Raw genomic sequence first — 14,769 nt, 5'->3', positions numbered from 1 at the left:
AAAAAAGCCATGATCAGAAACTATTTTAAAATAGCATGGAGAAATCTCCGGAAAGATAAAAGCTTTACTTTGATCAATTTGATCGGCCTGTCTACCGGGTTTGCCATAACACTGCTCATTGTACAATATGCGAGGTTTGAGCTGAGTTATGAGAATACCCATGAAAATGCAGATGATATTGTAAGGCTTACTATGGATTACTTCGACGGGGAATCTGTCACAACCCAGGACAGTGAAACTTATTCACCTTTAGGCCCCCTGATGACCAACGAACTCACGGAGGTTACGAATTTTACCAGGGCATACCAGATCGGGGAACCCAAAGTAGGTGTTTCAATCGGGGACAAACTATATACCGTAGACAGGACTTATGCCGTAGATTCTTCCTTTTTTAAATTATTTACATATCCTTTGATCCATGGCTCGGAAAAAGGGCTGTTCCGGCAACCCAATGAAGTAGTCCTGACCAAAAGCACTGCATTAAAATTATTTGGCCGCGAGCAGGTAGTCGGGAAAACCCTGAACATCTATAGAGACAACTGGGATATTCCATTTAAAGTTGTCGGGGTGGTTGCGGACAGTCCGGCCAATACCCATTTAAAGTTCGATATACTCCTGTCCTATCCCACCATGTTGTCCGGACCAATGCAAAAATGGTTCGGGGAAAAAGAGGACAACTGGAATGGAAATAACACCTTTACCTATGTGCAGCTCGCGCCTCATACGGATTATGAAAAATTCACACGCTCACTTGCCAGTTTCAGTAAAAAACTCGAAGAGGAAAAGAAAATAACCAACGAAGCCGTTATCGGCCAGAAAATAAAAGATATTCACCTTTATTCCAAAAAGACCTTTGAACCGGAAATCAACGGAGATGCCCGGTCCGTGTTTTTCCTGTTGGGTGTGGCTTTGCTTATTATTGTCAGTGCATTTGTAAACTATATTAACCTGGCTACCTCAAAAGCCCTGGACCGGGCAAAAGAAGTCGGTATCCGGAAAGTTGCGGGGTCTTCAAAAACACAGCTTAAAATACAGTTCCTGACGGAATCGCTTATGGTAAATTTTATAGCTGTATTACTTGCTTTTGTCTTTATCCTGGGTGGAAAGCACCTGTTTATTTCCATCTCCGGCCTCCCGGAAACTTTTGCCCTTTTTGGCGATCCTTATTTCTGGATTTTGTTTATCGCATTGTTTGTAACAGGAGTCTTTGTATCCGGAATATACCCGGCCCTTGTACTTTCTTCCTTTAAACCTGTCACCGTGTTGAAAGGAAGTTTTTCCCATTCCGGTAAAGGTGTTCTGTTACGTAAAGGGCTTGTTGTTTTCCAATTTACGGTTACCCTGATCTTATTGATACAAACTTTTACGGTAAAACAGCAACTGGATTATCTGCAAACATTGGACAAAGGCATCAATCCGGACCAGATCATCGTAACGGAAACCCCGCTTAACAGAAATGACGAAACCGGTAATATTTTCAAACAGGAACTCCTGGCACAGTCCTATATAGATCATGTATCCGTTTCCGAAACGGTCCCCGGGCAGATGGGCAGTGAAATGGCAACTACACCGGGTATTTCCCTTGCAGGGACGACTGAACGGCATTATTACAATTTTTATATCACCCAAATAGATGACGGATTTATCCCACTTATGGGGATGCAGCTCCTCGCCGGAAGAAATTTTGATAAAAACTCCACTCCGGAAAAAAACGAAATCATTGTTAACGAAGAAGCGATCCGGTTGTGGGGGCTCTCCGATCCGCAATCTGCCATTGACAAACAAATAGAGATGTGGAAGCAAAAATGGACCATACGCGGGGTACTGAAAAACTACAATCAGGAATCCCCGAAAGCGCCTTTTATTCCTATCATTCATCGCTTTAAGAATACGTCTTCCGAATTTACCAGTATCAGGTTTTCAGGAGGCAGGCCCGAAGATCACATAAAAAATGTCAAAAACATTTATGAAAGGGTGTTCCCCGGTACGGTGTTCTCTTATTTTTTCCTGGACAGTAATTACGAGATGCAGTTAAAGGCAGATAAACGCTTCCGGAATGTATTTACCGTACTAGCCGTACTGGCCATCATTATAGCCTGCCTCGGATTGTACGGCCTCGCTTCCTTTACGGTACTGAAGCGGCAAAAAGAGATCGGCATCCGCAAGGTGATCGGGGCCAGCACCTCCAATGTATTGCTGTTGCTGAGCAAGGATTTTTTCCGGACCGTTCTCGTTGCAGTGTTTCTTGGAGTTCCTGTGACCTACTTATTCACAAGAAACTGGTTGAGCAACTTTGCCATGCGTATCGATATGAGCTGGTGGCTTTTTGCCCTGCCGGTACTGCTGGTATTTGTCCTGGTTGTTGTAGCCGTTGGCATTAAAACCCTGAAAATAGCGATCACTAATCCCGTAAAAAGCCTGAGAACCGAATAAAAGTTGAGAAGTTATGGAGTTATTGAGAAAAACAGATCAAAAGATTGCAAAGCATAAAGGAACCAGAAAATTAAAAAACAAACTCCAAAACTCCAGAACTCCAGGACTAAAAAACTAACAACCAAACCATGATCAAAAACTATTTTAAAATAGCGTGGCGCAACATCAAAAGGAACAAACCGTATGTGTTAATCAATGTATCGGGCTTATCCCTTGGCATAGCCTGTGCCCTGCTGATCTTCGCTGTTGTGCGTTATCATTTGAGTTTTGACACCTTCCATTCCAATAAAGACCGTATTTACCGCCTGGTAACGGAATGGCACGACGAAACGGTAGAGTACGCTTCCGGCGTGCCCCGCCCTTTGGGAAAGGCTATTCGTTCGGATCTTAGTTTTGCGGAGCACACGGCACGGATTGTCAGTTATCGGAATACACTTATTTCCCTGCCCGGATCAGCAGACCATAAAAAATTTGAAGAGGCGTCCGGAATAGCCTACACCGAACCGGAATTCTTCTCCATCTTCGATTTCCCTTTGCTTCTGGGAGATAGCAAGACCGTACTCCGTCAACCAAACGAAGCTCTTATCACTGAACGAATAGCCAGAAAATATTTCGGCGATGAAGACCCGATGGGCCAAACCCTGAAAGTCAATAATGAGACGGATTATGTGGTCAAGGGTATACTAAAAGACCTTCCGGGTAATACCGATATCACCCAGGAGATCTTCGTTTCTTATCATCAACTGTTAAATGATACTGATGAAAATATTTGGGGAGGAGTATATTCCGGTTCAAACTGCTATACATTGCTAAAAGAAGGAGGGGATGCAGACCAGGCAAGGAATGCGCTGGCTGGCTTATCCGCGAGCCATTACGAAGGCCGCGATGCCGATATCTGGAAGTTTAACCTGCAGCCCCTGGACGATGTGCACTTCAACCCCGAACTCGGCGGTTACATCAATAAAAACTATTTGTGGACCTTATCGCTCATTGGCCTGTTCCTGCTCATTACTGCCGGGATCAACTTTACCAACCTGGCAACCGCACAGGCGATGAACCGGTCTAAGGAGATCGGTATCCGGAAGGTATTGGGCAGTAAGCGCAACCAATTGTTCTGGCAGTTTATCGCAGAGACCACTATCATCACCTTGTTTGCCTCGATACTGGCTTATAGCATGGCCATTGTTGTACTACCGGTGATCAATCAATTACTGCAATCGGAAGTCCAACTACAACTCCTAAGCAGTTGGCAAATGCCGCTGTTCCTGGGTTGTGTTATTGTATTTGTCATCTTCCTTTCCGGTTCTTATCCCGGATTGGTGCTTTCCGGTTTCCGGCCTATCGAGGCGCTGAAGAGTAAGATCACCCAAAAGGAAATTGGTGGCTTCTCCCTGCGGCGCGTCCTGGTTGTAGGTCAGTTTACCATCTCGCAGGTGCTCATCATTGGTACTATCATCATTGCGAGCCAGATCCGCTATGCCCGGCAAACCGACTTAGGGTTCAACAAAGAAGCCATCATAAGTTTACCCATCCCTGAGCAGGATAATACTTCTAAAATGAAGACCTTGGGCAACCGGCTGGCAGCCGTAAATGGTGTGGAAGGTGTCTCTCTCAACTTCAATGCACCGGCTTCGAACCGGAACTTCAACACCGGTGTGCAATATGACAATCGTCCGGAGGACGAACGTTGGACCATCAACATGAAATACACGGATGACCAGTACCTGTCTACATTCGGCATCGAATTGGTTGCAGGGCGAAATATTTTCCCTTCGGATACGGTCAATGAGTTCCTGGTCAATGAAACCTTTGTCAAAAAACTGAATCTGAACACCCCCGAAGAGGTCATCGGAAAAAAGATCGCAGTGAACGGAAGAACCGCCCCGGGTACTATTGTCGGCGTAATGAAAGACTTCTATAACTATTCGTTCCATACGGAAAAGGACCCCATTTGTGTGGCATCATCAATAGAATGGTACCAAAACTGCTCCATCAAACTTAACGGTCAGGAGCTGGTCGCTTCTATGGCCGAGTTTGAAAAGATCTGGAACGAAACATATCCGGATTACGTGTATTCCTATCAGTTTCTGGATGAAGCAGTTGCCGAATTTTACGAAATGGACAACATCATGCTCCGGCTAATCCAGGGTTTTGCCCTAGTGGCCATCCTCATAGGTTGTCTGGGCCTGTATGGCCTTATTTCATTCATGGCTTTACACAAGACGAAGGAGATCGGTGTACGCAAGATACTCGGTGCCAATATATCGCAGATCTTATGGCTTTTTGGCAGGGAGTTCTCCCGTTTGTTGCTGATCGCTTTCGTTATTGCTGCTCCTATCGCCTGGTGGGGTATGAACAGGTATTTACAGGATTTTGCCTATCAGGTAAAGATCGGGGCCAATGTATTTATATTAGCTATCGGAACTACGTTTGCAATAGCTGCATTTACGGTCGGTTACAGGTCGATCAGGGCAGCAGTGGCCAATCCGGTGGACTCGTTGAGAGATGAATAAACAGAGGGGCAGTATAAACGGTTTTAAACGCAATAAAATTAATGTCCGTCAGCAGGCGGACGATAACTGAAAACCATGATCAGGAATTATTTTAAAATAACGTGGCGAAACTTATGGAATAACAAGACCTACAGCTTCCTCAATATCTTTGGGCTGGCTATCGGTATTGCCTGCGCCGGGCTTATTTTTCTCTGGGTAGAGGACGAAGTGAGTTTTGATTCGGTATTTCCGAATAAGGACCAGATATATGCTGTACCCACCAACCAGAAATATGAGGGAACATGGCGTACTTTTTTCGAGGCCACTCCCGGACCACTGGCGCCTGCTTTTAAAGAAGAGGTCCCCGGGGTTAAGCATATTTCCAGGGTTAAAGGAGGTGAAAAATTATTCAGTCTTGGCGATAAGGGTATTTATGAACAAGGCTTATACGTAGACCCCGACTTTCTTCATATTTTCAGTTTACATTTTTTACAGGGAAGTGCTGCCGCTTCACTACAAGATGCCCATAGTATAGTGATCACCCAAAAGATGGCCAGGCAATTTTTCGGAGATGACAACCGTGTGGTCGGAAAAACACTAAAACTGGACAATACACAGGAATATAAGGTAACAGGCGTAGTAAAAGACCTCCCGCCAAACGTAAGCCTGAATTTTGACTTGCTCTTAGCTTACGAACCCCATACTAAGGATATAGAGTGGATGCAGTATTGGGACAACTATACTGTTGACACTTATATGGAACTGGCCGAAGGGGCCGATGTCACTGCTATCGACAAAAAACTCAGGGGTTTTATACAAGAGAAAACAAGTGATGATACTGATACCGAAGCATTTTTATTTGCCATGAACGACTGGCGTTTACGGGGTCATTTTGAAAATGGTAAACAGGCAGGCGGCCGTATCACCTATGTTCGCCTTTTTACGGCCATCGCCTGGATTATACTGATCATTGCCTGTATCAATTTTATGAACCTGGCCACTGCCCGAAGCGAAAAACGGGCTAATGAAGTAGGGGTCCGCAAAGTACTGGGCGCTGAAAAACGAAAACTGGTCCTGCAATTTATTACGGAAGCCATGGTCATGGCCTTTTTGGCTGTTGTGATCAGTGTTATATTAATGCAACTGGCATTGCCCCAATTCAACCTGATGGTAGAAAAACAGCTTGTCCTCGGACTTGACAAGCCTTTACACCTACTCGCCCTGCTTCTTATTACCATATTCTGCGGTCTTTTTTCCGGTTATTATCCCGCCCTGCACCTGTCCGCTTTTAAACCGGTGGCGGTCCTTAAAGGAATAAGGTCTGCACGGGGAAGTGCCGTATTTATCCGCAAGGGGCTGGTAGTCGCTCAATTTACGGTCTCCATAGTACTTATTATCAGCACCATTATCGTATATCAACAGGTTCAACATGTAAAGAACCGGGAACTGGGGTATAACAAGGATCATTTGATCACTATGAACGTCCGCGGGGAAATGGAAAAAAATTTTAACAATATCAAGCAGGATATGCTCAATACCGGGATGGTAGAAAATGTGGCCCTGAACAGTTATGAGACGCTTTCCACCGGTAATAACACTTCGGATGTCACCTGGAAAGGAAAGGATGAAAATGATGGCGATATCCTGGTCTCCCACAGGTTCATCAGTCCCGAATTTATTTCCACTGCCGGAATGGAGATCATCGAAGGCCGGGATTTCCGCCCGGGCTACCCGGGAGACAGTACCCGGGTCATTATCACCCAATCCCTGGCCAAACTCATAGACGCCGAAGCCGCAGTTGGGCAAACCATACAACTCGGAGATAACAGCTTTGAGGTCATCGGAGTGATCAAAGACTTTGTTTATGGAGATATGTATGGCAGTAGTGACCCGGTCATATTTCTTCACAACGAAGTAGGATACTCCTCTTACATGTATATCCGGACATCTGCCAACGCTAATATCGAAGAAACTCTCAGCAGTTTGCAGGCCATCATGAAAAAACACAATCCCGCTTATCCCTTTGAGTACAGTTTTGTGGACGACGATTTCAATGCCAGGTTCACAAGTGAAATGCTTATCGGAAAATTATCGCGTGTATTTGCCTTCCTGGCCATTTTAATCTCCTGCCTCGGGCTTTTTGGCCTGGCAGCATACACCGCAGAGCAGCGGCAAAAGGAAATTGGCATCAGAAAAGTACTGGGATCCAGCGTAAAACGGATCGTTCAGTTGTTGTCCATAGATTTCTTAAAACTGGTCTTTATAGCCATTGGTATTGCCATACCTATCGCCTGGTGGATCACACAACACTGGCTGACGGGATATGCCTACCGGATTGAAATTTCCTGGTGGGTATTTACAATCGCCGGATTGGCAGCTATCGGCATTGCCCTCTGTACGGTGAGTTTCCAGGCGATGAAGGCGGCCATGGCCAATCCCGTAAAATCCCTGAAAACAGAATAAACTTAAAGTCATGATAAAGAACTATCTTAAAATAGCATTCAGGAATTTATGGAATAACCGGTTATTTTCATTGATCAATGTCATTAGCCTTGCTATCGGGTTATGTGCTTCCTTTGTTATAGGCCTGGCTGTGTATTACGATCTTACTTTTGACACCTTTCATCCGGATGGCGATCGTATTTTCCGTATTACTTCCGATTTTATCTCACCAGAAGGCAAGTTTTATAACTCCGGAGTACCCCGGCCCTTGACAGCCACTTTAAAAGAAGGTACTCCGGGGGTGCCCCATGTAAGTGCTTTTATAACGGCAGATTTTCTCAAGGTGGAGAACCGGCAGGCCAGACAGTCCTATAAAAATCCTGGAGAAGCCATATATGCCGACGGGAATTATTTTGACATATTCAAATATGACTGGCTGGCCGGAAACCCGGAAACCGCACTGGCCAACCCTAACGAATTAGTCCTTACCGGGAAAAGGGCCGGAAAGTATTTCCCTTCCTTAACCCCGCAACAGGTCATAGGACAAACGCTGGTCTATAACGACTCCGTTGTTGTAAAGGTAACGGGAGTAGTCGCCAATTTTAAAGAACGAAGCGACCTTATTTTCGAGGAATTTCTTTCCTTACAAACGGCCACCCAATCCGATATGAAAGATATGGTAGCTGATACCAACTGGAACAATACCAATTCCGCTTCGCAATTATTCATCAAAACTGCGGAAAACACAGATATATCAGATATTCAAAAGCGGTTAGATATCCTGGCCGAACAACACGAGGACAAGCAATTGCTGGAGTTCGGGCAAAAAAGAAGATTTCACATACAACCCTTAAAAGACATCCATTTTAATCCCAACTACGGTATTTTTGATTATAGTACAGGACAGGCAAGCAAACCGGTCCTTATAGGGTTGTCCTGTATTGCCTTCTTCCTGCTTATTTTAGGGAGCATTAATTTTATCAATTTAAATACGGCCCAAGCTACCTACAGGGCCAGGGAAATAGGGGTGCGTAAAACACTGGGAGGTTCCAGGCAGCAACTGATCTTTCAGTTTTTGACCGAGACCTTTCTGCTTACTTGTATTGCAGCCCTTATCTCTGTACTATTTTCTTTTTGGCTTCTCGACACCTTTTCCGGGTTTCTGGCAGACGGAGTTCAATTTCATCTGTTTGCCAACCCGCTTATTATAGCTTTTGCTTTTCTATTGATTGTCATCGTGTCTTTACTATCCGGATACTACCCCGCTTTGGTGCTCTCTGGTTTCAAGCCCGTAACTGTACTAAAGAATCAGATTATGCCTGCCGGGGGTACAGCTTCTTTTCGCAAATATTTAACCGTATTCCAATTTGTAATTGCCCAGGTTTTTATCATCGCCACCCTCCTGGTGGGCAAACAAATACACTTTTTAATGTCCAGAGACATGGGCATTAAAACAGATGCTATTGCTTTTGTACGAACCCCCTGGCACGATGCATCCATGGACAAGCGTATCCGGTTTATGGAAGAGATAAAGACCATTCCGCAAATACAGAAGGTCAGTCTCGGAGGCAATCCGCCGGCATCGTTCAATACGCATTCGATGACCACAAACTATGTGGGAGAAAAGAATGAAGTACATGCCAATTTACAATTGCTATACGGAGACGCAAAGTATATGGACCTCTACGACATAGAACTTCTGGCAGGGAGAAAATTGCTGAACGACACTATCAGGGAATATATCATTAACGAAACTTATATGAACATATTGGGGTTCAACTCTCCCGAAGAAGCCCTGGGAAAAGAATTGATCGTCGATGAGGACAGAAGTTCCATAGTCGGTGTGATGAAGGATTTTAACCAACGCTCGCTAAAATCAAAAATAGAGCCTATGGCCCTGGTGGGCGATTGGTATCGAAACCGGTATTCCCAGTTCAACACTGTTCATTTTTCCCTGCAGGCCGCGCATACGGAAAACTGGCCGGATGCCATGGCCCGGATTGAAAATACATGGAAAGAGATTTATCCCGATTCTGACTTTGGACCGCAATTCATGGATGATACGGTAAAACGGTTCTACAGGCAGGAAAGCAGGATCTCTACTTTACTAAACTGGGCCACTGCCCTATCGGTCTTAATAAGCTGCCTGGGCTTATTGGGGCTGGTTATTTATACTACTGAAAGACGTACCAAGGAAATAGGGGTCCGGAAAGTACTCGGGGCCTCTTTAATGCAGATCAACTTCCTGCTCTGTGCGGAGTTTTTACTATTGATAGGCCTGGCCTATGTGATCGCCGTACCCATTGCCTGGCTGAGTCTCAATGCCTGGTTACAAGACTTTGCCTATAAGACCCGGATGAGTTGGTGGGTGTTCCTGGCAAGCGGCGGATGCATGTTGATCATCGCCCTGATGATAATGAGTATACGGACCTTAAGTAAAGCACGGACAAACCCCGTAAAAAGTCTGCGAACCGAATAAACAGAAATCATGATCAAAAACTATTTCAAAATAGCATTCAGGAACCTCATTCGCCACAAATCCTTTTCGGCGCTGAATATAGCGGGATTGGCTGTGGGTATGGCATCCAGCATACTGATACTTCTGTGGGTACAGCACGAGAAAAGCTATGACCGCTTTCATGCTCATGCGGATGAAATATATCGCATAACCTGTGAGGCTACGGAAGAATTCAAAGCTGCTGTAAATCCCGCAGGTATGTCGCCAGCATTGAAATCCAAAATTTCAACCATCAGAAACGCCGTACGCTTCAGTCATCCATCAACGAATGTAATGGAGTATGGCGACAAAAAGTTTGAGGAAAACCAGGGGTTTTATGCCGATCCGACGCTCCTGGAAGTGTTTTCTTTTCCGCTGGTCAAAGGAGATCGAACAACTGCCATGCAACGTCCCGACGCGATCCTGATCACGGAGGATATGGCAAAAAAATACTTTGGCCATACAGACCCGATCGGCAAGACGCTGAAAAAGAACGACAACGATTTGGTAACCGTAACGGGTGTGCTGAAAAACATTCCAGCCAATTCCCATTTGCAGTTCGACTATATCATGCCGATTTCTGCAATTGCCAGCACAAACTCCGACTTTACCACCAATGCATGGGGTAATTTCAATTATTATGCTTACATCCAGTTCGATAAAACATTCAACCCAACAAAAACAAATCTGGCCGCATTGGAAATGCAGATGGATGATCTTTTCAAATTGCACAATACAGCACTAAAAGCAACCTTTCATCTGCAACCACTTACATCCATTCACCTGCATTCCAATCTCCAAATCGAATTGCCGGGAAATGGCAATATTCAATACGTCAATATTCTCTTTGTTGTCGCCATCTTTATCCTTGCCGTCGCTTGCATCAATTTCATGAATCTGTCCACCGCCCGTTCTGCACGACGGGCAAGAGAAGTGGGTATGCGCAAGGTTATCGGTGCCGGACGCGGGCACTTGATTGGCCAATTCCTGGGTGAATCCATTCTGATTTCCTTAATCGCACTCCTGATCGCCATTGCATTGGTTTGGCTTACCTTACCAGCCTTCAACTATTTATCGGGCAAGGCATTAGAAATTAGTATTTTTGATATCAAAATGTTACTTACCTTGATAGGTATCGCATTGGTTACCGGCTTGATATCGGGCAGCTACCCCGCGTTATTCCTATCGGGTTTCAAACCGCTCAGTGTTTTAAAAGGAGGAACAAAGCTCGGTGGAAATGGCAATCTCGTCTTTCGGAATACGCTGGTGGTACTGCAATTTGTCGTATCCATCGGATTATTGGTCGGCACCGTTGTGGTATACAACCAGCTGCACTATATCCGAAACATGAACCTTGGCTTTGAAAAATCAAACTTGATTTACGTACCGATGCGTGGCGATATTTGGGATAAACAGGATGTTTACAAAAATGAGTTGACACGGAATGGATTAACAGCCGATTTTACGGTTACCGATTATTTGCCGACCAATATCGTGACTGGCGATGTCAATATTCAATGGGAAGGGAAAGACCCCAATTCGCAACTGATAGTCCCAAATATGGCTGTGAGTGAACGTTTTTTCGATGTGTTCCAGATGAAAATGGCTTCCGGTCGCGCATTCTCCTCCGATTTTAAAGGTGATTCGACTAATTATGTCATCAATGAAAAACTTGCTAAAATCATGGGGCTTAATGCGGCAACTGCCGTAGGCAAATCGATATCCTACTGGGATCGGTCGGGAACCATCATCGGCGTGGTGGAAGATTTCAATTTCAAACCGGTACAGCAGGCCATTGAGCCGATGATCTTGCGGTTCAATGATTGGGGAGGTACCGTAGTGGTCCGTAGCCAGCCGGGATCTACGGAAGCTACGATCAAAGCGCTGAAAGAAATAAACACCCGTTTAAATCCGGGATACCCTTTTTCCTACGGCTTCCTGGATCAGAACCTGGACAATTTGTATAAAAGCGAGCAACGTTTGGGCAGCCTGTTTAATCTGTTTGCCGCGCTGGCCATTTTTATCTCGTGTCTGGGCTTGTACGGCTTGTCAGCTTTCATGGCCGAACAGCGATTCAAAGAGATCGGTGTACGTAAAGTATTGGGTGCTTCGGTCTTTAATGTGGTGTACCTGCTCTCGAGGAGCTTTATCAAACTTATCCTTATTGCCATCGTCATTGCCATACCGATTGCCTGGTATGCCATGGATAGCTGGTTGAATGGTTTTGCCTATCGGGTCGATGCAGGATGGCTGGTATTTGTACTGGCTTCAGTTGTGGCAACGGCCATTGCGTTGCTCACAGTAAGTTATGAATCGATAAAAGCCGCCGTAGCCAACCCGGTAAAAAGTTTACGGACCGAATAAAATAAACAGAAAAACATGATCAGAAACTATTTTAAAATAGCGCTCAGAAACCTCTGGAAACACAAAACGTTCACAATGCTGAACATTATGGGGTTGTCCGTAGCCTTTGTCGTGGCTATACTGTTGAGTATGACGGCTATTTATGAACTGTCGTACAACAAGTTCCACAAAAAATCCGACAATACCTATCTTCTTTATAGTACCCAGCAAACCCCCAAAGGGCCTGAAGGTTCCATCGTCAATCCCATGCCTCTTGCCGGTGCCCTGAAAGAAGAAGTTCCGGGCGTAGCTTCCATTACACGTCATCTGGAAACCAGTGTGGTTGCCACATCGGGAGACAAGGAAATCTATTTTGACATCCTCTATACGGATCCCGACTTCTTCTCTATTTTTACCTTCCCGGAGATACAGGGTAATGCCGGGCACGCCATACAATCCAAGGCCAGCGTAGCGCTCACACAAAGATCGGCAAAGGCCATGTTCGGGGATGAGGATGCCATGGGCAAAACCCTTATGCTCACGATCGGCGGAAAAGAGAAGCCTTTTACCGTAGCTGCCATACTGAAAGATATTACGAAACAAAGCAGCATCGATTTTGAAATTGCGGTCAGTTTTGCCAACGCTCCGCGTTATCATGAGATCAAGGACAAATGGGACCACTGGAATCACGAAGTTTACCTTACCTTAGAGAAAGGCGTCTCTGCAAAGAAATTCGAAGAAAACACCCGGGCCTTCAGCAACCTCCATTTTGCCGACGACATCAACAAGCTCAAACGGGACGGGGCCAAACCGGACTCCAATGGGCAATATATACAGATGGGCCTGTTTCCGTTTAAAGACCTGCGTTTTATAACCTCCGCCAACGGGACTGTTTCGGTAAACAAAACCTATCCGTACCTTATACTGGGCGTAGCAGCACTGATCTTGTTCATTGCCTGCGTCAATTTTATAAACATGAGCATAGGCACCAATGCCGGGCGGCTTCGGGAGATCGGGGTAAGAAAGACCCTCGGTGCTGAAAAAAAGCAGTTGTTCTTTCAATTCTGGAGCGAAAGTGTTTTTGTTTTCCTCACTGCCCTCATCCTGGGAATCCTTTTCAGTAATATTTTACTCCCGCCCTTTAAAACACTGTTCCGGACCGGGGCTACGTTTATAAACCTCACTTCTCCGGCAAGCCTTCTTTGTTTTATACTTGCTTTTACGGCCATTACCCTGTTGGCAGGAGGATACCCTGCATATATTCTGAGTAAACTGAAGACGGTACTGACCCTGAAAGGCTCGTTGAGCGTTGATCGTAAGAACCGTTTGAGAAATGTACTGGTGGTAGTACAATTCAGCCTGGCCATCCTGTTAATAAGCAGCACCCTGGTTTTGCATAGCCAGCTCCGCTTTATGATGGGAAAAGACCTCGGGTTTAACAAGGAACAGGTTATTTCCTTACCATTAAACGGAAAAAAAGACTCCCGGCTGGTTGTGAATCTGCTTCGAAATGAACTTTCCGGGAAGCCTGATATCCTCAGTATTTCTGCTGCTGACAGCAATCTCGGGCTCGGCAGGGACGGCATCAGAAGTACAAGTGCATTTGGTTTTGACTATAAAGGCAAGGAGGTCAAGACCAATATACTGGTTGTCGATTACGATTATCTGAAAACACTGGATATTCAATTAGCTGCCGGGCGATCGTTCGATAGGAATTTCTCCCGGGACAGCCTGTCGCTGATCATCAACGAATCAATGGCTAATGAGATGGGTGGAAAAGACCTGCTCAATACAACGGTCAGCTTATTTGATTCCACTCAGTATACCGTGGTTGGTATCGTTAAGGATTACCACTTTCAAGACCTCAACCAGGCCATTCAACCTATTACCTTCTTTTTAAACGCTGATAAAAGTTTCGATTATGCCTATGTAAAAGTCAGCCCGGAAAACCCGGTACAGTCACTGTCTGCCGTAGAAAAAGCATGGAAAAAAGTAGAACCCAATACCGAGTTTCTGGGATCTTACCTGGATGAGAACATTAACCGTACCCTGGACAGGGAAAAGATCATGACCACGATTATTACCTGCGGATCCATCATTGCCATTGTTCTGAGCTGTATCGGTATCTTTGCTATTTCCCTGCTCACCATTGCCCAGCGTGCCAAAGAGATCGGGATCAGGAAAGTTGTCGGGGCCGGTATATCTACCATTACCGTTTTGCTGAGCAAGGATTTTCTGAAACTGGTAGTCATAGCCTTCGTTGTGATCACCCCGGTTTCCTGGTGGCTTATGAAAAGCTGGTTGCAGAATTATTCTTACCGGATAGACCTCAGCCCCTGGTTCTTTATCGCTGCCGGGGCCATCGCCACCCTGATCGCTTTCGCTACCCTGAGTATCCGTACGATAAAAGCTGCGGTAGAAAACCCGGTGAAGGCATTGAAAAATGAATAACGCCCCCCCTTGGAAGTTACAGGTTTAATTGATTGAATCCTTTTTAAACATGCTCTTAACCATCTGCTATAACTGGTAACCGTTTCTTTCTTTAAAAGAAAGAAGCCAGTT

The 14,769-nt window shown here is 45.3% G+C and carries 6 protein-coding genes; all 6 read left to right on the top strand.

What is annotated here, in order from left to right:
- The first annotated feature begins 9 nt into the window (after nucleotides 1-9).
- A complete protein-coding gene (locus KN811_RS16500) occupies nucleotides 10-2,433 on the top strand; it encodes an ABC transporter permease (protein WP_187963917.1) in 2,424 nt (807 codons plus the stop codon).
- A gap of 128 nt (nucleotides 2,434-2,561) precedes the next feature.
- Entirely contained in the window at nucleotides 2,562-4,946 is a 2,385-nt protein-coding gene (locus KN811_RS16495) for an ABC transporter permease (RefSeq protein ID WP_187963916.1), read from the top strand.
- Nucleotides 4,947-5,021: 75 nt separating this feature from the next.
- Complete coding sequence (locus KN811_RS16490; protein WP_187963915.1) at nucleotides 5,022-7,388, top strand: ABC transporter permease; 2,367 nt, start codon at nucleotides 5,022-5,024, stop codon at nucleotides 7,386-7,388.
- Nucleotides 7,389-7,398: 10 nt separating this feature from the next.
- Nucleotides 7,399-9,846 (top strand): FtsX-like permease family protein, encoded by a 2,448-nt coding sequence (locus KN811_RS16485; RefSeq protein ID WP_187963914.1) that lies wholly within the window; start codon nucleotides 7,399-7,401, stop codon nucleotides 9,844-9,846.
- 9 nt (nucleotides 9,847-9,855) lie between these two features.
- Nucleotides 9,856-12,228, top strand: a complete 2,373-nt coding sequence (locus KN811_RS16480) for an ABC transporter permease (protein ID WP_187963913.1) — start codon at nucleotides 9,856-9,858, stop codon at nucleotides 12,226-12,228.
- A 15-nt stretch (nucleotides 12,229-12,243) separates the two neighbouring features.
- Nucleotides 12,244-14,658, top strand: a complete 2,415-nt coding sequence (locus KN811_RS16475; RefSeq protein ID WP_187963912.1) for an ABC transporter permease — start codon at nucleotides 12,244-12,246, stop codon at nucleotides 14,656-14,658.
- Nucleotides 14,659-14,769: the final 111 nt, after the last annotated feature.

The sequence above is a fragment of the Sinomicrobium weinanense genome, assembly GCF_018863395.1.
GTDB lineage: Bacteria > Bacteroidota > Bacteroidia > Flavobacteriales > Flavobacteriaceae > Sinomicrobium > Sinomicrobium weinanense.
This window is presented reverse-complemented; position numbering and strand designations above follow the sequence as displayed.

Excerpts from the sequence above, each read along its gene's own strand:
- KN811_RS16500 (WP_187963917.1), top strand. The coding sequence starts at position 10 with ATGATCAGAAACTATTTTAAAATAGCATGGAGAAATCTCCGGAAAGAT.
- KN811_RS16495 (WP_187963916.1), top strand. The coding sequence starts at position 2,562 with ATGATCAAAAACTATTTTAAAATAGCGTGGCGCAACATCAAAAGGAAC.
- KN811_RS16490 (WP_187963915.1), top strand. The coding sequence starts at position 5,022 with ATGATCAGGAATTATTTTAAAATAACGTGGCGAAACTTATGGAATAAC.
- KN811_RS16485 (WP_187963914.1), top strand. The coding sequence starts at position 7,399 with ATGATAAAGAACTATCTTAAAATAGCATTCAGGAATTTATGGAATAAC.
- KN811_RS16480 (WP_187963913.1), top strand. The coding sequence starts at position 9,856 with ATGATCAAAAACTATTTCAAAATAGCATTCAGGAACCTCATTCGCCAC.
- KN811_RS16475 (WP_187963912.1), top strand. The coding sequence starts at position 12,244 with ATGATCAGAAACTATTTTAAAATAGCGCTCAGAAACCTCTGGAAACAC.